The sequence below is a fragment of the Enterobacter sp. LU1 genome (assembly GCF_008271405.2).
GTDB classification, from domain to species: Bacteria; Pseudomonadota; Gammaproteobacteria; order Enterobacterales; family Enterobacteriaceae; genus Enterobacter; species Enterobacter hormaechei_C.
Map to the genome: position 1 here is coordinate 2012504 of NZ_CP043438.2, position 25807 is coordinate 2038310.

General features: G+C 55.9%; 25 protein-coding genes. 9 read left to right on the forward strand and 16 right to left on the reverse strand.

What is annotated here, in order from left to right; all coding sequences use genetic code 11:
* Positions 1-10: 10 nt before the first annotated feature.
* A complete protein-coding gene (locus FZF21_RS09700; protein WP_149120964.1) occupies positions 11-1456 on the reverse strand; it encodes a M20 family metallopeptidase in 1446 nt (481 codons plus the stop codon).
* Complete coding sequence (locus FZF21_RS09705) at positions 1456-2766, reverse strand: M20 family metallo-hydrolase (protein ID WP_045339709.1); 1311 nt, start codon at positions 2764-2766, stop codon at positions 1456-1458. The genes FZF21_RS09700 and FZF21_RS09705 overlap by 1 nt, the downstream gene beginning before the upstream one ends.
* A 175-nt stretch (positions 2767-2941) precedes the next feature.
* On the opposite strand from FZF21_RS09705, the gene FZF21_RS09710 reads away from it, so the two are divergent.
* Together FZF21_RS09710 and smrA are read left to right on the forward strand one after the other, a co-directional pair.
* A complete protein-coding gene (locus FZF21_RS09710) occupies positions 2942-3847 on the forward strand; it encodes a LysR family transcriptional regulator (protein ID WP_003857524.1) in 906 nt (301 codons plus the stop codon).
* 350 nt (positions 3848-4197) lie between these two features.
* Entirely contained in the window at positions 4198-4761 is a 564-nt protein-coding gene (gene smrA, locus FZF21_RS09715) for a DNA endonuclease SmrA (protein WP_032653382.1), read from the forward strand.
* 32 nt (positions 4762-4793) lie between these two features.
* On the opposite strand, the gene FZF21_RS09720 is transcribed toward smrA, so the two are convergent.
* Positions 4794-6455, reverse strand: a complete 1662-nt coding sequence (locus tag FZF21_RS09720; protein ID WP_017384568.1) for a methyl-accepting chemotaxis protein — start codon at positions 6453-6455, stop codon at positions 4794-4796.
* Positions 6456-6600: 145 nt separating this feature from the next.
* Between FZF21_RS09720 and FZF21_RS09725 the strand changes: the two genes are divergently transcribed.
* Positions 6601-7467 carry an aldo/keto reductase family oxidoreductase gene (locus tag FZF21_RS09725; RefSeq protein ID WP_023296516.1) on the forward strand — a complete coding sequence of 289 codons (867 nt, stop codon included), beginning with the start codon at positions 6601-6603 and terminating at the stop codon, positions 7465-7467.
* 46 nt (positions 7468-7513) lie between these two features.
* On the opposite strand, the gene FZF21_RS09730 is transcribed toward FZF21_RS09725, so the two are convergent.
* The gene (locus tag FZF21_RS09730; protein WP_032670025.1) at positions 7514-7714 is read right to left on the reverse strand and encodes a hypothetical protein; all 201 of its coding nucleotides are present in this window, start codon (positions 7712-7714) and stop codon (positions 7514-7516) included.
* A 325-nt stretch (positions 7715-8039) separates the two neighbouring features.
* Between FZF21_RS09730 and FZF21_RS09735 the strand changes: the two genes are divergently transcribed.
* Both FZF21_RS09735 and FZF21_RS09740 read left to right on the forward strand, forming a co-directional pair.
* Positions 8040-8459 (forward strand): translesion error-prone DNA polymerase V autoproteolytic subunit, encoded by a 420-nt coding sequence (locus FZF21_RS09735; protein ID WP_003857514.1) that lies wholly within the window; start codon positions 8040-8042, stop codon positions 8457-8459.
* A 346-nt stretch (positions 8460-8805) separates the two neighbouring features.
* Positions 8806-11235: a glucose/quinate/shikimate family membrane-bound PQQ-dependent dehydrogenase gene (locus tag FZF21_RS09740; protein WP_033487076.1), complete on the forward strand. Its 2430-nt coding sequence runs from the start codon at positions 8806-8808 to the stop codon at positions 11233-11235.
* A gap of 86 nt (positions 11236-11321) precedes the next feature.
* On the opposite strand, the gene pqqF is transcribed toward FZF21_RS09740, so the two are convergent.
* The 9 genes from pqqF to yajD form a co-directional block, all read right to left on the reverse strand.
* Positions 11322-13598, reverse strand: a complete 2277-nt coding sequence (gene pqqF / locus FZF21_RS09745) for a pyrroloquinoline quinone biosynthesis protein PqqF (protein ID WP_058700319.1) — start codon at positions 13596-13598, stop codon at positions 11322-11324.
* A gap of 5 nt (positions 13599-13603) precedes the next feature.
* Positions 13604-14746, reverse strand: coding sequence for a pyrroloquinoline quinone biosynthesis protein PqqE (gene pqqE, locus FZF21_RS09750; RefSeq protein WP_058700318.1), 1143 nt, complete (start codon positions 14744-14746; stop codon positions 13604-13606).
* Positions 14733-15011, reverse strand: a complete 279-nt coding sequence (gene pqqD, locus FZF21_RS09755; protein WP_003857508.1) for a pyrroloquinoline quinone biosynthesis peptide chaperone PqqD — start codon at positions 15009-15011, stop codon at positions 14733-14735. Before pqqD ends, pqqE begins: the two co-directional genes overlap by 14 nt.
* A gap of 2 nt (positions 15012-15013) precedes the next feature.
* Positions 15014-15769, reverse strand: a complete 756-nt coding sequence (pqqC, locus tag FZF21_RS09760) for a pyrroloquinoline-quinone synthase PqqC (protein ID WP_003857506.1) — start codon at positions 15767-15769, stop codon at positions 15014-15016.
* Positions 15770-15771: 2 nt separating this feature from the next.
* A complete protein-coding gene (pqqB, locus tag FZF21_RS09765; protein WP_032671087.1) occupies positions 15772-16689 on the reverse strand; it encodes a pyrroloquinoline quinone biosynthesis protein PqqB in 918 nt (305 codons plus the stop codon).
* A 55-nt stretch (positions 16690-16744) separates the two neighbouring features.
* Positions 16745-16816: a pyrroloquinoline quinone precursor peptide PqqA gene (pqqA, locus tag FZF21_RS09770; protein WP_002905689.1), complete on the reverse strand. Its 72-nt coding sequence runs from the start codon at positions 16814-16816 to the stop codon at positions 16745-16747.
* Positions 16817-16954: 138 nt separating this feature from the next.
* Positions 16955-17974: a dipeptidase gene (locus tag FZF21_RS09775; RefSeq protein WP_032671088.1), complete on the reverse strand. Its 1020-nt coding sequence runs from the start codon at positions 17972-17974 to the stop codon at positions 16955-16957.
* A 104-nt stretch (positions 17975-18078) separates the two neighbouring features.
* The gene (locus FZF21_RS09780; RefSeq protein ID WP_017384561.1) at positions 18079-19344 is read right to left on the reverse strand and encodes a Y-family DNA polymerase; all 1266 of its coding nucleotides are present in this window, start codon (positions 19342-19344) and stop codon (positions 18079-18081) included.
* Between the two features lie 259 nt (positions 19345-19603).
* Positions 19604-19951 carry an HNH nuclease YajD gene (gene yajD / locus FZF21_RS09785; protein WP_006808895.1) on the reverse strand — a complete coding sequence of 116 codons (348 nt, stop codon included), beginning with the start codon at positions 19949-19951 and terminating at the stop codon, positions 19604-19606.
* 207 nt (positions 19952-20158) lie between these two features.
* Here yajD and FZF21_RS09790 point away from each other — a divergent pair, with 207 nt between their 5' ends.
* A complete protein-coding gene (locus tag FZF21_RS09790) occupies positions 20159-21193 on the forward strand; it encodes an LLM class flavin-dependent oxidoreductase (protein WP_017384559.1) in 1035 nt (344 codons plus the stop codon).
* Entirely contained in the window at positions 21186-22133 is a 948-nt protein-coding gene (locus FZF21_RS09795; RefSeq protein ID WP_039270868.1) for a zinc-dependent alcohol dehydrogenase family protein, read from the forward strand. Before FZF21_RS09790 ends, FZF21_RS09795 begins: the two co-directional genes overlap by 8 nt.
* Here FZF21_RS09795 and FZF21_RS09800 read toward each other — a convergent pair.
* Positions 22130-23170, reverse strand: a complete 1041-nt coding sequence (locus tag FZF21_RS09800; RefSeq protein WP_003857467.1) for an AI-2E family transporter — start codon at positions 23168-23170, stop codon at positions 22130-22132. The genes FZF21_RS09795 and FZF21_RS09800 overlap by 4 nt on opposite strands.
* Before the next feature lie 421 nt (positions 23171-23591).
* Here FZF21_RS09800 and mdtJ point away from each other — a divergent pair, with 421 nt between their 5' ends.
* Positions 23592-23954, forward strand: coding sequence for a multidrug/spermidine efflux SMR transporter subunit MdtJ (gene mdtJ, locus FZF21_RS09805; RefSeq protein WP_017384557.1), 363 nt, complete (start codon positions 23592-23594; stop codon positions 23952-23954).
* Complete coding sequence (gene mdtI, locus FZF21_RS09810; protein WP_003857463.1) at positions 23941-24270, forward strand: multidrug/spermidine efflux SMR transporter subunit MdtI; 330 nt, start codon at positions 23941-23943, stop codon at positions 24268-24270. Before mdtJ ends, mdtI begins: the two co-directional genes overlap by 14 nt.
* Before the next feature lie 5 nt (positions 24271-24275).
* Here the strand turns inward: mdtI and FZF21_RS09815 are convergent, their stop codons facing one another.
* Both FZF21_RS09815 and asr read right to left on the reverse strand, forming a co-directional pair.
* On the reverse strand, positions 24276-25097 hold the full coding sequence (locus FZF21_RS09815) for a serine protease (protein ID WP_003857461.1): 822 nt from the start codon (positions 25095-25097) through the stop codon (positions 24276-24278).
* Positions 25098-25375: 278 nt separating this feature from the next.
* Complete coding sequence (gene asr, locus FZF21_RS09825) at positions 25376-25681, reverse strand: acid resistance repetitive basic protein Asr (RefSeq protein WP_003857459.1); 306 nt, start codon at positions 25679-25681, stop codon at positions 25376-25378.
* Positions 25682-25807: the final 126 nt, after the last annotated feature.

The window sequence follows — 25807 nt, forward strand, 5'->3', positions numbered from 1 at the left end:
TTGTGTTTTTTTATTTTAAAGGTGACGGTGTCACGCCCTGCGGGATCGGACACTCGTACGGTTTTTCTGTTGTGTGTTGTTCGAACTCTTCCCGGCATTTTCGCAACAGGTCGGCATCCTGAAGCAGATGCAGCGCGGTCGCGCCCATCACTTTTCCGGCCAGCAACATGCCTTTATGGGCAATTGAGGTACGCCCCTGCGCCACTAATTGCCAGGTATGCAGTGGGGTGCCGACGGTAAAACAGGGGCTAAAGCACTGTGCGACAGGCATCTTCCAGCTGACATCCCCCACATCGGTGGAGCCTGCCAGCACGTTATCGGTGATGGCGTAAGGGGCAACTTCATCCACCAGCAGCGTCTCCTGATGGCGTCGGGCAAACGCTTTTCCCTCTTCGGCCCCCGTTGCGGCAATGTTTTTCAGGCTGTTTTGCAGGTCGTTTGCCGTGAGCGTGGCGCGGATTTCACGGGCAAATTCGCGTTCCTCTTCCGTCCAGGCCGGCGTGCCATAATGCTGCAATGCGCGGTACATCGCCGCTTCGAGCGTACGGTTCGGCAGATAGCTGGAGCAGGCTTTATCAAAGCGGCACTCGACGGTGGTTTCGGTCATCATCGCCGCACCCTGGGCGATTTTCTCGATGCGCGCGTAGATCTGCTGCGCATCGGCCATCTCCGGGGCGCGGATCAGGTACAGCACCTCGGCCTGGGCCTGTACCACGTTGGGCGAAATCCCGCCGGTATCGGTGATGGCGTAATGAACGCGCGCTTTTTCAATGATGTGTTCGTTGAGGAAGTTTGTACCGGTGGTCATCAGCGTCACGGCATCCAGCGCGCTGCGCCCCAGATGTGGGGAGTTTGCGGCATGAGCGGCGATCCCCTTAAACCGCCAGGCGGCCTGAATATTGGCCAGCGTGCTGACGTTAAACATCCCGGCAAAGGCCTCCGGGTGCCATGTCACGGCAGCGTCTACGTCGTCAAACAGACCTTCACGTACCATAAAGGTTTTACCGGAGCCGCCTTCCTCGCCGGGGCAGCCGTAAAATCGTACCGTTCCGCTGCCGCCGTGTTGTTCCAGCCAGCTTTTCACCGCCACCGCCCCGGCGAAGGCAGCAGTGCCTAACAGGTTATGCCCGCAGCCGTGGCCGTTCGCCCCCGGGGTGGCGGATTGCGCCGTCGCGCAGTGCGCCTGCTGGCTTAGCCCGGCCAGGGCATCGTATTCGCCCAGAAGGGCGATAACGGGTTTGCCGCTGCCGTAGCTGGCAATAAAGGCATTGGGAATGCCTCCGGCTTCCCGCGTCAGGGTAAAGCCCTCTGCTTCCAGCGCGCTGGCGAGCCGTTCGGCGGACCAGAACTCTTCGAAGCGCGTTTCGGGATGATCCCAGATGTCGTCGGCAATATCGGTTAACGTCTGACATCGCGTGTCGATGGCATCGGCGATAAAAGCGTAGTTCTCCTGCATTACACACCTCGCGTCCACGGGAAATTAAGCGCAGTTCGCGCCAGCGTTTCGATGGCAACGTTCATCACCTGCTCATCAAAATCGAATTTTTCGTTGTGATGTCCGGCGCTCAGCTCGGTGCCGAAGACCATATACGAGGCCATGCCGCCGTTCTGCTGTACGCGGGCCATCATTAGCGTGGCATCTTCGGAGCCCGCAGGCGCTTTGACCTTATCAATGGCATGAGTCACGCCGGGCACCTGGCTTGCCTGTTCGCGCAGATAATCGACCCAGGCCGGGGAAGGGGCGCTGGAGGTCGCCGCCCCCATCAGGTTTACCCCGGCTGTTACGCCGTAGAGCGCCGCCGCGCCGGTAATTACCGCCTGTGCGCGCTCAAAGACATACTGATTAATAGCCTCGCTTTCGCCGCGGGTTTCAACCTTAAGCAACGCATCAGCCGGAACCACGTTGCGTCCGCTGCCCGCCTGCATGACCCCGACGTTAACCCGGGACGCGCCTTCGCTGTGTGGTGCGATGCCATGCAGCGCGATGGCGGCCTGGGCAGCCGCGAGCAGGGCGTTACGGCCCTCTTCTGGTTTACCGCCAGCGTGTGCGGCGACCCCGGTAAAGCGCACGTCAAATTTGGTGGTCGCCATGAAGTTATCGCTGCCGCAGATCACCGTCCCTTCCGGAACGCCGGTCCCGATATGAATGGCGGTAAAGTAGTCCACGCCGTCCAGCGCGCCTGCGGCGACCATAGCCCGCGCGCCGCGCGTACCCTCTTCAGCAGGCTGGAAGATCAGTTTGATGATGCCGTTGAGCTGCGCTTCATTCTGCTTAAGCACCTGCGCCAGCCCCAGACCAATGGTGGTGTGGCCGTCGTGCGCGCAAGCATGCATCATTCCCGCATTGCAGGAGGCAAAACCGTCGCGGAAGGGGCGATGACTTTCGTCAAGCGCTTCGCTTAAATCAAGTGCATCCATGTCTACCCGAAACGCCAGCGTTGGGCCCGGACGTCCGGTATTCAGGGTCGCCACAATGCCGGTAAATCCGCCCTCAAACGGCGCCAGCCATTTCTCCGGCGCACCCTGCGCCCGGGCGCGGGCAAACTCTCGCGAAAGGGTGGCATCATCGGGCAGTCCCATACGGCTTTCGGCATCGACCACGTCGCGCCCCATCGCCAGTTCGTAGCCCAGCGAGTCGAGGATCTCCGCGACTTTCGCAGCTGTTCGAAACTCTACCCAGCCGGATTCCGCAAAATGGTGGAAATCGCGACGCCATGCGCTCAGTTGTGGAGCTAATGTCTGAATGTACTGCGCCAGTGCGTTCATATCTTTTCCTGTCATCATTAAAATATGTGAACTGCTTCACGCTGTGATAGTTTTTACTTATCACTAATCGTTTTTTCACAGTTTTAACCGTTCAGGAATTACCCTCGCACATCCGTTTCCATTAAAGTAGATGACAGTTTCTTTACTCTGATAAACAACGGTTATCGGTCTCGTTATGTCATTTCAGATTAAATTTCATCAAATCAGGGCGTTTGTCGAAGTGGCGCGTCAGGGCAGCATTCGCGGCGCCAGCCGGACGCTTAATCTTTCGCAGCCCGCGCTGACCAAATCCATTAAAGAGCTGGAGGAGGGTATGGCGGCCCAGCTATTTGTGCGCCGGAGTAAAGGCGTCGCGCTGACCGAGTGCGGGGAAGGGTTTTATCACCGCGCTAATTTGATTCTGGAAGAGCTGCGTGCAGCGCAGGATGACATCCGCCAGCGACAGGGCGAGCTTGCCGGGCAGATCAATATTGGGATGGGAGCCAGCATTTCACGCAGCCTGATGCCGGCCGTCATTACGCGTTTTCATGCGCAGCATCCTCAGGTCAACGTCCGGATTATGGAAGGCCAGCTGGTGTCGATGATTAATGAATTACGTCAGGGTGAGCTGGACTTTACCATCAATACCTATTATCAGGGGCCATACGATCACGAATTTACGTTTGAAAAGCTGTTCGAAAAGCCTTTTGCTGTATTTTGTCGGGCAGGGCATCCGGCGACAGGGGCGACCTCAATTAATGAGCTTCTGCAATATAACTGGACGATGCCTACGCCCCGGGGAAGTTATTATAAGCAGTTGCAGGATACTTTTAACCATCGCTCTCAAATACCGCGAATTGGCGTTGTCTGTGAGACCTTTTCCTCCTGTATTAGCCTCGTCGCACAAAGCGATTTCATCAGCATTTTACCGCAGGAGCTGGGCTGCGATCCGCTTCTGGCGCACCGTCTGATAATGCTGCCGGTTGTCGAAACCCTGCCTAAAGCAGCATATTATTTAATTCAGCGTCGTGATTCTCGCCAGACACCGCTTGCCGAATCATTAATCACGCAGTTTCGAAGGGAAGCCAGGAAATTAATTTAATCAAAATAACAACAATAAAAAAATAGAGTCTGCCCGACATCAGACAGACTCCACAGTACACACAGTCGTGCGTCCTTTCGCGGATCCTACATGCATTATCCATTGGGCAGGTTTATTAAGTTATAACAGCTTTTTCTTAAAAGAGAAGGACGTTGAGTGATTGATTTCACGATTTTTTAACGTAAATTATTTAATTAATTACGGCTGAAATTTAAGTTAAGGTTAGATTAAATTTATTGCGTCTGCGATTATCTGTTCCTTAAGCCATTATTTGAACCCGTGCCTGGATGATTGAGACCCGCAACGGGCGCAGGTATAGTACATCACTCAGATGTAGCCGGAGGATTTCCATGAACCCTGACGACAAATCACTTTTTCTTGACGCCATGGAGGATGTCCAGCCGCTCAAACGCTGCGCGGATATTCACTGGCAGCAGAGCCGCAACACGCGGGCGCGTCAGGAAATAGATACTGAGCAGCTCGATAACTTTCTGACGCTGGGGTTTCTGGAACTGTTGCCCCTTGACGAGCCGCTGATGTTCCAGCGCGAAGGGGTACAGCAGGGGGTATTTGATAAGCTGCGTTCCGGCAAATATTCCCGTCAGGCCAGCTTAACGCTGTTACGCCAGCCTGCGGAGCAATGCCGCCAGCTGGTCTATTCCTTTATTCGCCAGGCCGGACGTGACGGGCTACGCAACCTGATCATCGTGCATGGTAAAGGGCGTGAACAGCAGTCGCATCCTAACGTGGTGCGCAGCTATCTTGCGCGCTGGCTGACCGAGTTCGACGAAGTACAGGCCTTTTGCGAAGCGCAGCCGTATCACGGTGGCAGCGGAGCATGCTATGTCTCGTTGCGTAAGTCAGAGGATGCGAAGCGAGATAACTGGGAGCGCCACGCCAAGCGCAGTCGCTAATCAGGAAGGCGGGCGAGATGCCCGCCTGTCACTCAGAAGGTTTCCCAGTTCGCGTCAGCTGTATTCGCGCCTGCCGCTGACGGGCGCAGCAGTACGGGCGTTTTCACGTTTTTAGGGCGAGCCGCCAGCGATGCCTGAGCGTTCAGCCGGAATGCCGCCACGGCCTGACGCAGCTGTTCAGACTGATCTTCCAGCGCTGCCGCCGCCGTTGCCGACTCCTGTACCAGCGCGGCGTTTTGCTGCGTGACGCTGTCCATCTGCGAGACCGCCAGGCTGACCTGCTCTATACCGCGGCTCTGCTCGTCAGACGCCGAGGAAATCTCAGCCATAATATCGGTCACGCGCGTCACGGCCGCGACGATCTCTTTCATGGTCGCACCCGCCTCGCTCACCTGTTCCGAGCCGGTATTCACCCGGCTGACAGAGTTCTCGATAAGCCCTTTGATCTCTTTTGCCGCCTGCGCGCTGCGGCTGGCCAGCGTCCGTACTTCACCTGCCACGACCGCAAAGCCGCGACCTTGTTCCCCGGCACGGGCGGCTTCAACCGCCGCGTTGAGCGCCAGAATGTTGGTCTGGAAGGCAATGCTATCGATAACGCCGGTGATATGCGCAATTTGCTGAGAACTGTCGGCAATGTCATTCATGGTACGCACCACGTTATCCACCACCTGACCGCCGCGAGCGGCGGTTTCAGACGCATTCTTCGCCAGCAGCGTCGCCTGACGGGCGTTATCCGAGTTCTGTTTCACCGTGGCAGTCAGCTCTTCCATACTGGCGGCGGTCTCTTCCAGCGAGGCTGCCTGCTGCTCGGTTCGCGCGGAAAGGTCGTTACTCCCGGCGGCAATTTCTCCTGCGCCCGTGTAGATAGAATCTGTGCTGCCGCGCACGGCGCTGACGGTGCTCACCAGCGACTGCTGCATCTCGTGCAGACCAGCAGCCAGCTGGCCCATCTCGTTGCGCCCGGTAATCGCGACATTTTGCGTCAGATCGCCGCTCGCGATGGTGCGAATATGGTTCATGATGGCGTTGAGCGGTTTCAGGAGCAGGTGCTGTAAACCCTGCCAGATCACCACCAGCACGGCGATCACAGTCAGGAAGATCGCCGCCAGCGTCCACTGCATCTGGGTAAAGCTGCTCTGATTCTCTTCGGCGGCGGCTTTCAGCAGCACGTTGTTTTCAGCGCGCCAGCGGGTATAGACCGCCTCCATCTCATCCTGCGCCTGCTGGGCGTCCAGGTCGCCATAGGCCTGATAGTTATCGGCGCGCAGATACTCAATGGACAAGCGCATCACCTCGTGCATTTGCTTCCAGGCTTTCTGCATCTCTTCGGTGAGCGCGGCATTCTGGCCCTTCACCTGCGAAATCGCCTGCCAGTTTTTGTAATAGTCTTCGGCTTTGGTCAGCGAACCGTTCGCGGTGCCCAACAGCGTGTTGATTGCTGCGAGAGAGGCCGGATCGCGCTGGTTTTTCAGGTAGCGGATCGCCACGCGGGTGACGGTAACGCGCGTTTTCACCAGCGTGTTCACGCTGTCGCTCAGGCTCTCCTGTTGGGCATTGAGTAACCCGGAGTTCTGAAAGTTGTGACGATCGTTGTTAACGGCAGAGTAGAACAACCCTCCCGTGACAACTTGCAGCAGACAGAATATGGTGAGGGCAAAGATAATACCGGTAATCACGTGCAGATTTTTCAGCATGGCGGTCATCCGTAAGAGAAGAGGCAGGGTTACATCAATACTATCGTCGTAGCGAATTTAAACTTTAATTTTACTATTGCTTAACTAATGGTTTCGTTGCGGAACCTGTTGTAAATCCGGATCATTTTTTATGAGGAAGGTCAGCATGAGCAGCATAGATAAAAGCGGAACGTTCACGCTCGGAACGCGTACGGTTAAACGATTTGGCTATGGCGCGATGCAGCTTGCCGGGCCTGGCGTTTTTGGTCCGCCAAAAGACAAAAATGCGGCGCTGGCGGTGCTGCGTGAAGCGGTGGCGTCGGGTGTGAATCACATTGATACCAGCGATTTTTACGGACCTCATGTGACCAACCAGCTTATCTGCGAGGCGCTTCATCCGTACCGGGACGACCTTACGATTGTGACCAAGATCGGAGCCCGACGCGGCGAGGATGCCTCCTGGCTGCCGGCGTTTTCCGCGCAGGAGCTGACGCAGGCGGTGCATGACAACCTGCGTAACCTGAAGCGGGATGTGCTGGACGTGGTTAACCTGCGGATCATGTTTAGCACCCACGGACCGGCGGAAGGCTCGATTGCCGCGCCGCTGAGCACCCTTGCGGAGCTGCAACAGCAGGGGCTGGTTCGCCATATTGGGCTGAGCAACGTCACCGCTTCGCAGGTCGCTGAAGCGCAGAAGATGGTTTCCGTGGTGTGTGTACAGAACATGTACAACGTTGTGAATCGCGGTGACGATGCGCTGGTCGATTCGCTGGCGCAGCAGGGGATTGCCTGGGTGCCGTTCTTCCCGCTGGGAGGTTTCACGCCACTGCAATCTTCCGGACTACAGGCGGTGGCGGATTCACTGGGCGCGACGCCGATGCAGGTGGCGCTGGCATGGCTGCTGCAACGCTCGCCAAATATCCTCTTGATCCCGGGAACCTCGTCGGTGGCGCATCTGCGTGAAAACCTGGCGGCAGCCGATCTGGTATTGCCGCCTGAGGCGCTGGAGACGTTAAATTCGCTGGTGGGGTAATCCCGATGGCAGCAAAAGCCCGGAGGATTTTTCGGGCTTTTGCTGTTTATGATCCAATCTGACTTTTTTGGCGGTGAAGCGCTAATGCTTCCGCCACGATTTCTTGCTTACTTTTCCGTGTTTCATACGCAGTAATGCGGATGTACTCCATCAGCGCAGGATCGATGCGCGCGCTTAACATCCTGAGTTCGGCCTCCTTTGCGACACCGCGAGCAACACGCTTATCGGGATAATCACGGGCGGGCATAGAAAACGTCCTCCAAAAATTGTCTTGTTAATTTGTGCTGTAAAATATGCGCCAGTCTAAATAGAAAGTCAACGGATAGTGATTATGCAGTGATGCTGATTTGTCATTTGTGTATTTAGAAGTCATTAGTAAGTGATTTGATAGTGATGTTTTATGACGCGTTAAGCTTGCTCATACGTAAAAATTTACAAAGCAAATAATCTTCATTGCTATAGGGGGTTATAAGCGAAGCGGTTAAGGCGTAGCCAGCCGCTTACGCTGACATGGCTTGATCGATACCTCAGTTAAAACTACTGTATATAAAAACAGTATGGAGGTATTTATCATGATCTTTTTCAGACCCGCAGAGTTGCGTGAAATCGTTGCTATTCCACTTTTCAGCGACTTAGTACAGTGCGGCTTCCCCAGCCCGGCAGCGGATTATGTAGAGCGGCGTATCGATTTAAACGAGTTATTAGTCGCCCATCCCAGCTCCACTTACTTTGTCAAAGCCGCCGGTGACTCGATGATAGAAGGGGGGATTAATAACGGTGATTTGCTGGTGGTGGACAGTTCCCGCAAGCCTGAGCATGGCGATATCGTGATTGCGGCGGTAGAGGGCGAATTTACCGTGAAGCGCCTCCAGTTGCGTCCCAATATTCAACTCAACCCCATGAATAGCGCCTATTCACCGATTATTGTCGGCAGCGACGATACGCTCGATATCTTTGGTGTAGTGACGTATATCGTGAAATCCGCGAGCTGATCGTGTTTGTGAAGCTTAATTAATAGGCAATAAGTTAATTCTCATCATGCAAAAATCTTACGTTATCCGGGCTGTCTTGTCAGCAAACCTGATATTCATCGCATAAGCCGGAACTGACTGGTCAAATATTCTGGTATTGGCGAATTACAGAGTGATATCCCATTTTTTTATTTTGTTATGTTCCTGCACTTTAGTGAGTTTTCTTTTCTTCCGACAGAATACATTTTGTCTACATTATAATTTTAACTTATGATTCGCACACGAACAATCGATGTTATGCAGGGTTTTAGCATCGTGGCAGTCAATAAAACCCTGCTGTTATAAAGTAATCAGGAGATTCATTTTTATGTCAGACAATAATCCCCGCCCATCCGGCTGGTTAGGCCCGTGGTGCCTGCTGGTGGGTGTGATACTTCTTGTAACGGGGCTCTTTTTTGCCATCGGCGGTTTTAAACTGGTTTCCCTGGGGGGGAGTTGGTATTTTCTCATCGCCGGGGTTATCACTCTGCTCTCTGCGATTCAGTTCTTCCGCCGCAAGTCCTCTGCCGTGGGGCTGTTTGCCCTGGTGTTTCTTGGTACCCTGATTTGGGCATTTTTCGATGCCGGGCTCGACTTCTGGCCGCTGGTTTCCCGTTTAATGGTACCCGCCGGGCTGATGGTGCTGGCAGCCGCCACCTGGCCTGCATTGCGTAAACGTGAAGGAAAACCGTCCTGCGTAAAAGGGGCCCTGGGGGTCTGCGCGGTCCTTATTGTCGCCATGGGCGTCACCTTTGTTCAGATGTTTCAACCCCATCCGACCGTGCCGTTTAGCGGTGAAAAACGCCCGCTGGTGCCGGTAAAAGATGATGCGAAACAGCAGAACTGGGATCACTACGGTAATACGGCTGGCGGTAGTCGCTTTGTGGCGCTGGACCAGATAACCCGTGACAACGTGAAAAACCTGAAACCGGTCTGGACCTACCATACCGGTGACGTACCGGAAAGTCCGGACGGCAATGGCGCAGAAGATCAGCAAACGCCGCTACAGGTTGGCGATCGTGTCTTCCTCTGTACGCCGCATAACAACGTGATCGCCGTGGATGCCGATAGCGGGAAAGAGATCTGGAAAGCGGAAATCAACGCCAGGTCTGCAATCTGGATGCGCTGCCGTGGTCTGGCGTACTTTGATGCCACCAAACCGCTGGCGCAGCCAACGGTAGCCGGCTCCACGCCGGTTCTGCCAGCGCAGGTGGCACCGGGCGCTGCATGCCAGCGTCGTATCCTGATGAACACCATCGACGGTAAGCTGATCGCGTTAGACGCCGATAACGGCAAGTTCTGCCCGGACTTCGGTACTAACGGCAGCGTTAACCTGCATGAAGGGATGGGCGACGCGTCAGATCCCACCTACGTGCTGACGTCGGCCCCGACGCTGGCGGGTACGACGGTTGTCGTTGGCGGCCGCGTTGCGGATAACGTCAGCACCGATATGCCGGGAGGCGTTATACGTGGTTATGACGTGATCACCGGCCAGCTGCGCTGGGCGTTCGACCCGCGTAATCCGGATCCGAACTATGTTCTGAAGCCGGGTGAACACTACAAACGTAGCTCTGCAAACTCCTGGGCCCCTATGTCCTGGGATGCGTCGATGAATACCGTGTTTATCCCGATGGGAAGTTCCTCTGTCGACCTGTGGGGCGCTGACCGTATTCCGGAAGATCACAAATACGCCACCTCAATCCTCGCGCTGGATGCGACTACCGGGAAAGAGAAGTGGGTATACCAGACCGTTCATAACGACCTCTGGGATTTCGATATCCCGATGCAGCCGAGCCTGGTTGATTTCCCGACGAAAGAGGGCAACAAGCCCGCGGTGGTGGTGGGCACCAAAGCGGGGCAAATTTACGTTCTTGATCGCCTGACGGGTAAACCGCTCACTGAAGTGAAAGAGGTTCCGGTAAAACCAGCGGATATTCCACGTGAACAGTACCCGGCAACGCAGCCGCGCTCTGTGGGAATGCCGCAGATTGGCGCGGAAACCCTGAAAGAATCGGATATGTGGGGGGCGACGCCGTTTGACCAGCTGGCCTGCCGTATCAGCTTCAAATCAATGCGTTATGACGGTCTGTACACGATGCCGGGAACCGATATTTCCCTGAGCTTCCCGGGCTCGCTGGGGGGAATGAACTGGGGCAGCTTGTCCACCGATCCGAACAACCAGTACATCTTCGTCAACGACATGCGTCTGGGTCTGTGGGTCCAGCTGATTAAACAAGATCCGCAGAGCGCGGTGGCAAACACGGGCGGTGAAGCCGTGAACGCCGGGATGGGCGCCGTTCCGATGAAAGGAACGCCGTATTCGGTCAACAAAAACCGTTTCATGTCACCGCTGGGCATTCCGTGCCAGAAACCACCGTTTGGCTCCCTCTCCGCAATTGACCTGAAAACGCAGAAAATCGTCTGGCAGGTGCCGGTCGGTACCGTTCAGGATACCGGTCCGTTTGGGATAAAAATGCGCATGCCAATGCCTGTCGGTATGCCGACGCTGGGCGGTACGCTGGCCACGCAGGGCGGTCTGGTCTTCATTGCGGGAACCCAGGATTACTACCTGCGCGCCTTTGATTCCTCCACGGGGGAAGAAGTGTGGAAAGCGCGTCTCCCGGTGGGTAGCCAGGGCGGACCTGTCAGCTATGTATCACCGAAAACCGGCAAACAGTACATTCTGATCTCTGCCGGCGGTGCACGCCAGTCGCCGGATCGTGGTGACTACGTGATTGCCTACGCGCTGGATAAATAACAGCGAAATAAGCAGCCCGGCCCCGTCGTAGTACGGGGCTTTTTTTTGACTAAAAACTACGCACAGGAAGAAAGCGCCGGTTCCGGTCAGCCCGTGAAAAGCACCCGCCAGCGTCGGCGACGGCGAGTCATCTCGCGCCATAGCGCGACTATCTCGTCAGGTTGCAGGGCATCAATAGCCTGCGGCGTTAACACCGGCAAACCATAGCGCTGGCGCAGGGCGGCCACTGCCGTGGCGCTGGCATCCATCGGTGAGCGGATCTGCGTCGCCAGCTGCTGTCGCAACATGCTGAACGCTGCCTCATCGCACGGCGTCAGCTCACGCAAAAATCGTTTGCAGCAACCCAACAGGTTCACGGGAGAACGGTCAGGCGACTGTAACGCCAGCAACAGGCCATCGCGATCGGCAATACGCTGATAACGACAGCTGACCACGTAGCCAATCTGCTGTTCCACGCGCAGGCGCTGGAAAAATTGCGGTTCGCAGCATAACGCCAGCAGCCGCAGCGCGGCGAGCGACGCGCCCGGCGGCAGGGGAATAAACACCAGCAGCGCCGAATCCGCGCTGGCGTGCGGGATGTGTTCGATCCCGCCGGGACAACCGCTTAACGGCAACGGCTTAGCGTTAACCGGCACCCGGAGCAGGCCAAGCTGCCGGGCTAACCCGTGCGCGTGTCCGGCGCTGCCGCCAACTAACGCCGCCAGCCAGCCGTCCCGTGGCGGGTCCGATGCCAGACGTTCAGGCAATTGCTGAAGCAGCTCACGGATGGCAATGCCTTCTGGCGCTGGCGTAATAGCAGGTGCGGGGTGGGAGAGGCGATCGATTATCGCCCCGATGATGGGTTCCGCCGTCACCATGGCGTCAGGAAGCCGCAGGGTGAGCTGCCAGCTACCGTCAACCGTTTGCCACTCGCCGCTGCCGTCGATATGGCGCAGTTCAGCAAGAAGAGGGCGTAACTGTTTGCCCATCGCCACCCCCTGAGACCTGTCCACGCGCGAATAAAAAGGCCTGCGCAGGATCAGCGTCGGCGGTTGTGTCTGCGCCGACAAATGCAGCAGTGGAGCGGCTTCTGACGTCGGGGCTGGCGCAGCATACCTGGCAGTCTGCGGGTAGAAGGAAAACGCGATGGGGCTATCATCTGCAACCGGCTGGCGACGCCAATGGCTAAGCGGCAGGGTAAAACCCTGGCTGGCAATAATTTCAGCGGTTTCCATTTTTTTGCAGGCCAGATACGAGACTGGCGCCGCCAGTAAGTCAGCACAGAAGGCGGAAAAACCTACGGGCGCCGCGCCGGGCGCAAAACCAAATGCCCGCTGGCGCAGCTGCTCCAGCGTCGGCAGGGCGCTGAAACGCTGCTGTGCCAGCCGATAATAATGCCGCTGCTGCTCATCCGTCGTTTGCTGTAGCGCCCGTAGCCAGTGGGTAATATGCGGGTCAATGTCTTCGGGCCGTTCGCTATCAACCGTTAGCGCCAGCCAGCCGTAATCGTCATCCTGATAAAGCCAGTTCAGGGCTACCTCTTCTGCCAGCCCGCGCGCCCGTAGCCCGGCAATCAGGCTTCCGGGGGCGTCGTCCAGTAAAAACTCCCGAAATAAAGTGACGTTGTCACTTTTTCGGATTAACGGACAACGCCACAGTGCGGGTCGCTCCGTCACCGCCAGCTGATAATCTGCTTCAGCGCTAAGACGCAACGGGGGAGCGGTTTCAGGCATGCCTCCTGACGCAAAACCTGACGCAAACGTATGGGCAAGCTCGGCCAGGACATCCAGCGTTTGCGGCCCTTGCAGCCACAATTGCAGGTGCCCGGCTACATAATAGCGACGATGAAAGTCGCGCAACGCGGCTTGCAGCGATCCCGGGTCCTGCCCGAGAGACTCCTTGCTACCCACCTGAAAACGGTGAAAAACCGCAGGTTCTTCCATCGCGTGGCGCGCCGCCGTTTCGCGCCTGGCGGAATCATGTTGCTGGATGAGCCGGTTTTCCGCATCAATGACAGCCACTTCGCGCTGTATGTCATGCGGTGAAAGCAGCGGCGCCTGCAACATATCCCGCAGCCGCGCGACGCCGTAGGACAGGTTATCGGCGGCAACGTCGAAGAAAAAAGCGCTGTGGCGAGCCAGCGTGGTGGCATTGACGCTGCCGCCCTGGCGCTGGACCCAGGCCATGAGTCGATCATCGCCCTGATAGCGCTGGCTACCGCGGAACAGCAGGTGCTCAAGCAAATGCGCAAGACCGGCGAAGCGCGGTGGTTCGTGATGGCTTCCGGCACTCACGCGCGCCAGCGCCGCCGCGCGTGTCGCCTGCGGCTGATGCACCAGCGTTGCGCGCAAACCGCCTGCCAGTTCCACGATGCGGGTGGTCATTATCGTTACAGTTCCCGGGTTTTATAGATAAGCTGAGAACGGGTACGGTTGCGGAACTGAAGCTGACCGATCTTCATATCACTACAGGTTGCTTCGCGGCGCGCCTCGAGGATTTTATGATGATGCGGCGATTTGCTGCACACCGGATCGGCGTTATCCGCATTCCCTGTGAGCATAAAGGCCTGGCAGCGGCAGCCGCCGAAGTCCTTCTCCTTTTCATCGCAGGAGCGGCACGGCTCTGGCATCCAGTCAAACCCGCGATAGCGGTTGAAGCCGAAAGAGTCATACCAGATGGATTCCAGGCTCTGCTCAAGCACCGACGGGAAATCCACCGGCAGCTGGCGCGCGCTGTGGCAGGGCAGCGCCGTGCCTTCCGGGGTCACGCTGAGAAAAATCGACCCCCAGCCGCCCATACAGCCTTTTGGTCGCTCTTCGTAATAATCGGGGGTGACGAACAGCAGGTTGGTCAGATTGCCGCTGGCGGCCATTTTTTGCCGATATTCGGCAACCACGCGTTCCGCGCGGGCAATCTGTTCCCGCGTCGGCAGAAGCCCCTGACGGTTAAGGAACGCCCAACCGTAGAACTGGCAGGTGGCAAGTTCGACGTCGTCGGCGTCCAGTTCGATGCACAGCTCGATGATTTTATCGATCTGATCGATATTATGCCGGTGCAGGACGAAATTCAGCACCATCGGGTAATCACGGGCTTTGACCGCTCTGGCCATGGCCAGCTTCTGCTGGAAGGCTTTTTTATTCCCCGCCAGCGCAGCGTTGAGCACTTCATCGCTGGCCTGGAAGCTAATCTGGATATGGTCCAGACCGGCCTCGCTGAACGCGTCGAGTTTGCTTTCCGTCAGGCCAATTCCCGAGGTGATCAGGTTGGTATAAAAACCGAGATCGCGGGCGGCGCGGATCAGCTCCGGCAGATCTTTACGCGTCAACGGTTCGCCGCCGGAAAAACCTATCTGCACGCTGCCCATCGCCCGCGCCTGGCGGAAAACCTCAATCCACTGTTCGGTGGTCAGCTCCTGATCCTGCCGGGCGAAGTCCAGCGGGTTAGAGCAGTAAGGACACTGTAGCGGACAGCGATAGGTCAGCTCCGCCAGCAGCCACAGCGGTGGATTGACGGCGGGTTTATTCTGGCTCACGGAAAATAATCCACTTCTGTTGATAAGCGATTTGCAGGAATTCTACGACGTCGTCATCCACGCCGCCGGCTTCCGGGAACCGTTCGTTGAGTATGGCAATGATGGCCGCCGCGTCGCGTTGGCCATCGACCAGTTCGAGGATCGCGGCCGCGGTCTCATTGAGTTTAGCCATGCCTTCCGGATAGAGGATGACATGGCTGTCCTGAGCGGCTTCCCATTGCAGGCGATAGCCGCGACGAAAGGCGACGATGGAGTTTTTTTGCATGCTTATACCAGTCGGGTTGTGTGCCAGGCCGCTTTGTCGGTGACCGTGTGATAAGGCGGACGCTGTAGCGCGTAGGCCATGGTCATCGCGTCGAGCATCGACCACAGGATATCGAGTTTGAACTGAAGGATCTCCAGCATCCGATTCTGCTTTTCCGCGCTATCGCAGTAACGCTTCGCCAGCTCCAGACCGTGTTCAACGTCGCGGCTGGCCTGGCTGAGGCGGCTGCGGAAATAAAAATAGCCTTCCTCTTTGATCCATGGGTAGTGCTGTGGCCAGCTGTCGAGACGCGACTGATGGATTTGCGGGGCGAACAGTTCGGTGAGCGAGCTGCATGCCGCCTCCTGCCAGTTGGCGCGGCGGGCGAAGTTAACGTAAGCGTCGACGGCGAAACGGACGCCGGGCAACACGTGGCGTTCGCTGATTAAGTCCTCGCGGCTGAGCCCCACGGCTTCGCCCAGCTGTAGCCAGGCTTCGATACCGCCGTCATGACCGTTGCTGCCGTCGTGATCGAGGATCCGCTGCACCCATTTGCGACGCGTGTGCGGATCCGGGCAGTTCGCCATAATTGCCGCGTCTTTCAGCGGGATCGTCGTCTGGTAGTAAAACCGGTTCGCCACCCAGCCCTGGATCTGCTCGCGGCTGGCCTCGCCGTTATGCATCGCGATATGGTACGGATGGTGAATATGATAGTAGGCGCCTTTCGCCCGGAGGGCGTGCTCAAACTCTTGCGGTGAGAGCGTTTCGCGAATGTGCATAGTTAGTCCTGAAGCGTGATGTTCATCCCGTCCCAGCTCACTTCTATTCCCTGCTGCGCAAGGGCGTGACGCTGCGGCGACTGCTCGTTAAGGATCGGGTTGGTGTTATTAATGTGGATCAGAATCTTGCGCTTTGCCGGCAGCGAGGCCAGCAGCGCCATCATGCCGTGTTCATCGCCGAGCGCCAGATGGCCCATGTCGCGGCCGGTATTGCGCCCGACGCCGGTGGCCTGGAGTTCATCGTCCTGCCAGACGGTACCGTCAATCAGCAGACAGTCCGCTTTTTTAAGCCACGGCAGGATGGTGTCATCGGGTTCACCGAGACCCGGTGCGTAGAACAGCGTCTGACCGTTGCGGCGGTTTTCGATAAACAGCGCCACGTTATGCCCCGGCAGCGGGCGGTCGCGCCACGGCGAATAGGGCGGTGCGTTACTGGCGATGGGGACAGCGGTAAACTGCAAATCAGGGCAGGCTTCCACGCTAAAGGCGGTGAGCGGCGCGATCGGGTGATGAATCAGGCCGCCGTTCCAGTGCCGGAGCATGGTAAAAATCGGGAATCCGCTGGAAAGATCTTCATGCACCTCCGGCGTACACCATACCTGATGCGGGCAGCCCTCGCGCAGGCTGAGCAGCCCGGTGGTGTGGTCAATCTGGCTATCGGTGAGAATAACGCCGCCAATATGCGTGCCGCGCAGAACCTCTTTCTTATTCAGTTCTGGCGTATGGGCAATCTGCTGGCTGATATCGGGGGAGGCGTTACACAGCACCCACTCTTTGCCGTTATCGCTGACGATGATCGACGACTGGGTGCGAGGGGTCGCCTGAAGGGTACCGTCGCGCAAACCCTGACAGTTGGCGCAGTTACAGTTCCACTGGGGGAAACCACCGCCAGCGGCGGAACCGAGGACTTTTATAAACATGAAGATGGGCCAGGTAGTCAAACAAAAATGCCCGCACGGATGGCGGGCAGAGCGATTAGCGGTTGGAAATGTACAGGGTCACTTCCAGGCCAAGACGTAAATCAATAAAAGCAGGTTTCTTCCACATCGTTTTTTCCTCTTTAAAAATGCAGCACTAACGCCATTGTTTGTGCCAGTTTTGTGATGGTCATCAAATAATGCGTCACAGGAGGGCAAAGCTCAACCCGAAAGATGTAAGGAATTAACTTAATGTTTACAACGTAACCTATTGTTGCCAAACATTTTGCAATACCTTTTGCCAGTTGCCCCACAGCAGCTTATTCAGCACAAATTGATCATAGCCGCTGTCACGCAATGCGCTGATTAGCCGCGGTAAACCACTCACATCGTGTAAGTCATCAGGCAACGTAATGCCGTCAAAATCGGAGCCCAGCGCGACATGATCGTCACCCATGATGTTAATAAGATAGTCGATATGACGAACGATTGTGCTCAGCGGGGTATCGCTATCGCGTTTACCGTCGGCGCGCAAAAACGCGTTGCCGAAATTGACGCCTGCCACGCCGCCGCTGTCGCGGATAGCCAGTAGCTGCCGATCGGTCAGATTGCGCGGTTGCGGGCACAGCGTATGGGCGTTGGAATGGGTGGCGACCAGTGGTGAAGAGGAATGACGAGCGGTATCCCAGAACGCTTTTTCATTCATATGCGAAACATCAATCAGCATGTTCAGGACGTTAGCGTGCTTAATGAGGGCGATACCCTCAGCGGTAAGCCCTGGGCCGCTGTCCGGGCTGCCGGGAAACGCCCCGTTAACGCCGGTGCCGAAACGGTTAGCAATGTTCCAGAAAGGCCCAATGCTGCGCACCCCGGCGGCATAGAAAGCCTGTAGATCGTCTCCCTCGCCGTCAAAACCGCCCGCGCCCTCAATATGCGCCACCATCGCCAGCACTTTATCCTGACGGCAGCGTTCGATATCCGCCGCGCTCAGGCACAATCGCGCCCGGCCATCGGAGTGGGCGACAAGCTGCTTAAGGATCGTCAGCTGCTGCCAGAGAATGTCGACCGGCTGCCACGGCTCGCTGGCGTATTGTGGCGCCATGCGGGCGATATACTCCTGCGGCGGCACGAACAGCGCGAACAGCCCGCCGGAAAATCCGCCTTGCTGCATGCGCGGATAATCGAGGTGTCCGTTCTCAATGCCGGAGAAGAAGGCCGTTACCGGATCCTGGCGATGGTGAAGCCATAAATTAAGCAACAGGTCATTGTGACCATCAAAAATCGCCATAGCGCATCCCACTGTCTTTTATTGCTGCGAAAGTTGCCTGGCACGATAACCGATTTGTCCGGTCCGGCAAGGGGAAAATTACAACTTAGCAGCAATTGTTAATATCACTTAACAGTGAGGAGATCCTCAAAGCGGGTGGTGTAGCGGGGTGAAAGCATTTCCCGTTTCATCTGCCACGGCTGCTGAATACCCTGTCCCGCGAAGTAAAGCGTGCCACGGCCATTTTCAGCATTCAGATGGTCTAATACATCCATTAACTTTTGGCTGTTTTTCCTGGGTGCGTTGTCGTCAAACAGATTAAGTTGCGCGACGCCCTGGCTATAAAAATCTCCCAGCATCACTCCGGCTTTCTGGTACCGATGGCCGTTCTTCCAGACCGCATCCAGACAACGAACTGATGCGCCGATAATATCCCGGCTATCCTGGGTTGGGGTGAGCAGTTTTACCGACGCGCTATTGCCATAATATGGCTCGTTAAGCGCGAAGGGCGAGGTTTTAACAAATACGGAGATAAAGCGGCAATGCTGATGCTCATTGCGAAGTTTTTCTGCTGCCCGGGCGGCATAACTACAGATGGCCTGGCGTACATCGTCATATTCGGTGAGGCGTTCGCCAAACGAGCGCGAACAGACGATTTCTTGCTTTACCGGGGCAAACTCTTCCAGTTCAAGACACGGTTCCCCCCGTAATTCACGCACCGTTCTCTCCAGCACGACATTGAAATGTTTTCTTATGAACCGGATATCGGTGTCTGCCAGTTGCAGGACGGTCTTAATCCCCATCATCTCAAGCTTCTTCGCTATGCGACGTCCTACACCCCAAACGTCTTCGACGGGTAGCGCCGCCATCAGCTTTCTCTGACGATCCACATTGGATAAATCAACAACGCCTCCCGTCTGGCGCTGCCAGCGTTTCGCCGCGTGATTTGCCAGTTTCGCCAGCGTCTTTGTGGGTGCGATGCCCACTCCGACGGTCAGATGGGTGCGTTGCAGTACGGTCGCTCTCATTTCATGCCCAAAGTCGGAAAGATCGCGACAATTACGCACGCCGGTAAGATCGCAAAAGATCTCATCAATTGAGTATATTTCGCTACGAGGCGACATCTCTTCAAGCGTGTTCATTACCCGGTTGGACATATCCGCGTAAAGTTCATAATTACTGCTGAAACAAACCACGCCATGATGCCTGAAGAGATCTTTCTGTTTGAAGTACGGTTCACCCATTTTCACAAAGGGTTTGGCTTCAGCGGAGCGAGAGATGACGCACCCATCGTTATTGGACAACACGACCACCGGTCGTCCCTTCAGGTCCGGGCGAAAAACCGTTTCACAGGAAGCATAGAAAGCGTTCACATCACACAGTGCAAACATGGTCAGCTCGCTCTGGTATCGCCAGGAGGGGTGAAAAACTGCATTATGATCACCGTTAATTAAGACTGTATTTATATACAGTATTGTATGTTGATAGCAAAGATCAAGGGGGAACGAGGAGTGACGTCGTACGGGTGCAGGAGGGAGAGGGTTATGTTCAGAATGGCGGCGAGGCAAATCTGGCGGAAAGGGTATTTAATGAAATGTTTAAGGAATATAAGTGCCCATACGACAGGTATGGGCAGTGAAGCCGTCGATATTACTTCTTCTTGTTCATCATCGCCTTGAGATCGGCAAAGGGGTTAAACGTGGCGACACCCACGTCTTTTTGCGCATCCTCACCCGCGACAACGGTGGTGCCATACTGATCCGCTTCGGTGTACTTTGAGTGTTCGTGATCGTGACAAAACAGGCACAACAGCTCCCAGTTACTGCCATCTTCCGGGTTATTGGTGTGATCGTGGTCGATATGGTGAACCGTGAGTTCACGAAGATTTGAATAAACAAACTCACGCGAGCAGCGTCCACAAACCCAGGGGTAGATTTTTAGCGCTTTTTCACGGTAGCCGCTTTCCAGCCGTGCGTAGTTTTTGGGGATCAGAGCCATTGCGGATGTTACCTGTTAAAAAGAGAATAATTCACACTATATCCCATTATGAGATGTCAGGAGAATGCCTCCTCTGCGGGAAGGCAGCGTGCGATTTGCGTATTTCTGTCAGTTTATTTGAAGCATTCCGTTAAATAATCACCATTTATTCTCATCCGTTAATGCGTAGAGTAGGGATAACGCAATGCTTTATCAGGATACTCCACTATGAAAAAGATCGGATTTTTGTCGTTTGGTCACTGGACGCCGTCACCCCAGTCCGGCACGCGAACCGCGGCTGACACGCTGCTACAGTCCATCGATCTGGCGGTCGCCGCCGAAGAGCTGGGCGCGGACGGGGCTTATTTCCGTGTGCATCACTTTGCCCGCCAGCTCAGTTCGCCATTCCCCTTGCTGGCTGCAATAGGCGCGAAAACCAAACGCATTGAAATCGGGACGGGCGTGATCGACATGCGGTATGAAAATCCGCTGTATATGGCGGAAGATGCTGGCGCGGCAGATCTCATCTCCGGCGGGCGATTACAGCTTGGTATCAGCCGGGGTTCGCCGGAGCAAGTGATTGATGGCTGGCGTTATTTTGGTTACGTGCCGCAGGAAGGGGAAAACGAATCTGATATGGCGCGCCGCCACACTGAGGTACTGCTTGACGTATTACGCGGTGAAGGGTTTGCAAAGCCTAACCCACAGCCGATGTTCCCAAACCCGCCGGGATTGTTGCGTCTGGAGCCGCATTCAGAAGGCTTACGCGATCGTATCTGGTGGGGGGCTGGCTCTAATGCAACGGCAGTATGGGCGGCAACACTGGGGATGAACCTGCAAAGCTCAACGCTGAAAGATGATGAAACCGGCGAGCCGTTCCATATTCAGCAGGCAAAACAGATCCGTGCCTACCGACAGGCCTGGGCTGAGGCAGGGCATACCCGTCAGCCACGCGTTTCGGTCAGCCGCAGTATTTTTGCCCTGATGGACGATCGCGACCGGATGTATTTCGGCTCAAGCCGCAATGAGAGCGACAGCGTGGGCTATCTGGATGAGAAAACGCGGGCCATTTTCGGACGCAGCTATGCCGCAGAGCCAGACAAGCTGATTGAACAGTTGAAAAAGGATGAAGCGATCGCGGAAGCGGATACGCTGTTACTTACCGTGCCGAATCAGCTGGGCGTGGAATACAACGCACATGTGATCGAGTCCATCCTGAAACATGTCGCACCGGAAATGGGATGGCGCGATCGCAATGCTTAATCTGGCTCTCTGGTATCGCCGGTTTGGTGAGCCTGAATCGGTACTGCAAGCGGAAACCACACCATTGTCGCCGCGACAGCCGGGAGAGATACGTGTGCGCATGCTTTTTTCCCCGGTGAACGCCTCCGATCTCATCCCCATCACCGGAGCATATCGCCATCGCACGCCGCTGCCTGCGATAGCCGGTTATGAAGGGGTCGGAATAGTGACCGAAACGCCCGCCGCTTATCCGGCGCTGCTGGGCAAGCGGGTCCTGCCGTTACGGGGGCAGGGAACCTGGCAGCGCTATGTCGACTGCCCGGCGGCGTATGCGGTTCCCGTCCCGGACGACGTCGACTCGCTACTTGCCGCGCGGGCGTATATCAACCCGCTTGCCGCACAGATGATGCTGGACCGCTATCCTCCGGTCGGGAAAACGGTGCTGCTCACCGCTGCCGGTTCTGACTGCGCCGTTCTGCTCGGGCAATGGGCACGCCAGGCGGGTGCGGAGGCGGTTTACGGGATCCATCGTTCGCCCGTGCACGCTCAACGTCTGGCTGAAATGGGGATCGTCCCGATTGCGCAACATGATACGGCCGCCGTCAACGCTGCCGCCGCGCAAGCGGAGGTGGTGTACGACGCCACGGGCGGCAGTCTGGCGGAGACGATCCTGAGCGTGATGCCCGAAACCGGCACCTTTGTCTGCTACGGGCTACTCTCCGGGCAGACCTTCCGGCAGCAGCGGCCGTTGCCGCGCGTGGCGTGGTTTCACATTCGTAACTATCTGGACGCGCTGAGCGCTGAGGCGTGGCAGGCGGAGTTTCGGCGCATCTGGCCTAAACTGCGCGCCAGCCAGTGCAGCGATGTCACCCTCTACCCGCTGTCGGAATGGCAGCGGGCAGTGGGCAACTATCGCGAAGCGGGAAGAACGGGTAAGCCTATGCTGTCGATGGACAATTAATCGGCCTTATGGCTCATGTCGCTCAGCAGTACAGCGATACTTTGTCCACCGGCGGTCTGCTCCAGGCCAATTTTGACAATAATTGTCAGCGGAACGGAGAGCAGCATGCCGACAGGCCCGAGCAGCCAGCCCCAGAAAATCAGGGACAGGAACACAACAAGGGTTGAAAGCCCCAGCCCGCGTCCCATTATTCGTGGTTCGAGAATGTTCCCGAAGACAAGGTTAATCACCAGATAGCCTGCCAGCAGAATCAGGGCATCATACAAACCGCTGAAAACCAGCACCTGAAGGATAGGGGGGATCGCCGCCAGCACGGAGCCGATGTTAGGAATATAGTTGAGCGCAAAGGCCAGCAGCCCCCAGACAAAGGCAAAACGCACATCCAGCGCGGCGAGCATCCCCCAGACCACTAATCCCGTCACCAGGCTGATGGCCGTTTTCAGCACCAGATAGCGTGAAACGCTGTCGAGCGCGCGCTGAATGGCGCCCATTCCCTCTACCGGACGCACCATGATGTGCTGGAGCTTTGCAGGCAGCTGTGGAACTTCCAGCAGCATAAACACAACCGTCAGGAACAGCAGGAAAATCGAGGTCATGGCGTTGGAGAGTTGTGCCAGCAGGCTGGTGACAATCGTCATGGCGGCATTCGGATCGATGTATTTAAGCAGTTCCTCAACCGAGACTTCGATACCCGCGCGTTGCAGCCAGGGTTCAATTTGCAGCAGCGGGGTCGCCAGGGAAGAGCGGTATGTCGGTAGCGTCCGCGCCAGCTCGTTCAGGGAGGTTCCCAGATAGGCGACTAACAGCACCATCGCAACGATAATAATACTGATAAGCAGGCTTATCGCCAGCACACGCGGGATGCGCAGCCGCACCATTCGCTGCACCAGCGGATTGAGGATCACCGCGATAAAAAGCGCCAGGATAAAAGGCACGATGATATCGGCCGCAAAACGAACACCGGTCAGAATGATCACCAGCATGCCCAGCATGATGACGATCTTAAGCCCGTTGAGGGTGATAATAGGTTTGGCCATGGACGTTCCTGAACAGTTTTTTATTTATAATAGAGGGGAAAGCGGATTAAAAAAACTAACCAAAATCAAACAGACTGGGTAAAGAAATGAAAAGGCTTTGAGTAAATTCCTGGCTTATGATACAAATCAGGCGTGTTCAACTACCGAGGACAATTTTCATCCGCAAAGACGAGAAGCAACACCGCGGATAATTGTAATTTTATGGACAATTTGTTCAGGACGTATTTTTCAAACAACTCTGCTCTGTTTTCTACCTCCCTCTGCCTGCTTTCTGGTGAGCAACACTGGCGTTCCGCGCTATAGTCACGTCTTCTGCCTGAGCTGGCGCTATGCGCTTAGCTAACTGATTTAATTCCCAATTTTTTGGTTTGCTGTCCGCAGCGAGCCTCGATGGATTATATTCTCAAGCAGGAGAAAAAACATGTTTTACTGGATTTTATTAGCTCTGGCGATCGTCGCTGAAATTACCGGCACCTTGTCGATGAAATGGGCAAGCGTGAGTGAGGGCAGCACCGGTTTTATTTTGATGCTGGTCATGATTACGCTTTCCTATATTTTCCTCTCTTTTGCGGTTAAAAAAATCGCGCTGGGCGTGGCATACGCATTGTGGGAAGGTATTGGTATTTTATTGATTACGCTGTTTAGCGTCATGTTATTTGATGAAACCCTGACGACAATGAAAATTGCCGGGCTGACGACCCTGGTCGCAGGTATCGTGCTGATTAAATCGGGTACACGCAAACCGGCAAAACAGCAGAAGGAGCAGACCCATGCAGCAGTTTGAATGGATCCACGCGGCCTGGCTGGCTTTCGCCATCGTTCTGGAAATTATTGCCAACGTCTTTCTGAAGTTCTCCGACGGTTTTCGTCGCAAAGCCTACGGCCTGTTATCGATTGCCGCGGTTCTGGGGGCGTTTAGCGCCCTGTCGCAGGCGGTGAAAGGCATCGATCTGTCCGTGGCCTATGCGCTGTGGGGGGGCTTCGGTATTGCCGCCACCCTGGCGGCAGGCTGGATTATGTTCGGGCAGCGTTTAAACAATAAAGGCTGGATAGGGCTGGTATTACTGCTCGCCGGCATGATCATGATTAAACTGGCCTGAGTGACCTACTGCTGCGCCAGGGCTTCCAGCCGGTCGCGAAAACCGGTCACCGACAACGCCCGGTTATCGGCGCGCCAGCGGTCTTTCGCCGCTGGCGCAGAACTCTGAACGCCAATCAGCTGCCAGCCGTTATCGGTTTTTAACATCAGGGGCGATCCGCTATCACCCGGTAGCGTATCGCACTGATGCGACAGTACGCTGTTTTGCGCCCAACCCGTCACCACGCAGTCCGTATGGGTGTACAGCGAATCGAGGTGATCAACAGGATAACCTGATTGCGTCACTTTTCGATCGGCGGCTTTCAGGGCGGCGGTGAGCGCGGCCTTATCGCCATCAAAGAGCGGCAGCGGGGTGATCCCGGACGGCGGATAACGTAAAACGATCAGCCCGAAATCCCAGGAGGCCGCCCCGGGCGGCACAATCCAGCCATCGCCATCCGGTTTAAGGCGTTTGCCAAGCGACGGATCCACCCGCCCCTCAATACCGTGAATTTCGTAGCGCCATATTCCTTTTTGCGACACAAAGCGCAGGGCGATTGCTTTATCCGGTTTGCCTTCAGGCGGCATTAACAGGCAATGACCCGCCGTCAGCGCAAGGCGTGGCGTAATGAGGGTCGCGGTACATAAATTGCCGCTGGCGGTTTCCAGTTGCCCGATGGCATCCCAGGGCGATTCGGTAGGATCGGTGACACGCGTACGATCGTCATGACCAAAAAACAGCGTCTTTACCTCTTTGGCGCTAATGGCGTCATCGTCGCCATCATCCGCATGTGAAAAGCCAGCAAAAAGGCTAAACGTTCCCAGTAACAACACAACAGATTTACGCATATCACACTCTGGTGGGGGTAATTATGATTATTAAAAGTGAACCCTATGAAAATACTATAGACGCGACGGCGAGAAAGTGGGAGTAAAATCAGCGTGCTACATTCAGGAAAGATAAAAGTGGCTGGCGATGAGCGCGCATAAAATTAGCAGGATAAGAATGAACTCAAACCGATAGCGCCGCAGCATACGCCCTCCGGATAAAAAAACGGCGCTGACCGCAAACCCGTTCAGCGCCGGTTTACCAACGTGCCCCGAAGGGCACGGTTAAGCTTGTACTCTTACGCTGCTGGCTGTGCAGCAGGTTTAGCCGCTTCGTGTTTTGCTGCTTTTTTGTGATGCTTTTTAGCCGCCTGGGCTTTCTGCTCTACCGCAGGTTTTGCCGCTTTTTTATGGTGCTTTTTCGCGGCCTGCGCTTTCTGTTCTGCCGCTGGTTTAGCCGCTTTGTGATGTTTTTTATGGTGAACCGTTTTGGCCGGAGCAGCGGTGGATGCCGCAGGCGCTGCGGTGGCGGTAGTTTCAGCCGCGAATGCAGCGGAAGACAGACCCATAGCAGCGGCAACAACCAGAGCTAATACTTTTTTCATTTTCATACCCTCGAATTTGGTTTCTCATTTAACCCCACTGCGGGGCCGTTGAAATAACTATATCCCTGTAAATTCGGGGTTTCCGTGAGTGATTGGTATCGGCGTGTAACCATATGTACAACGCCA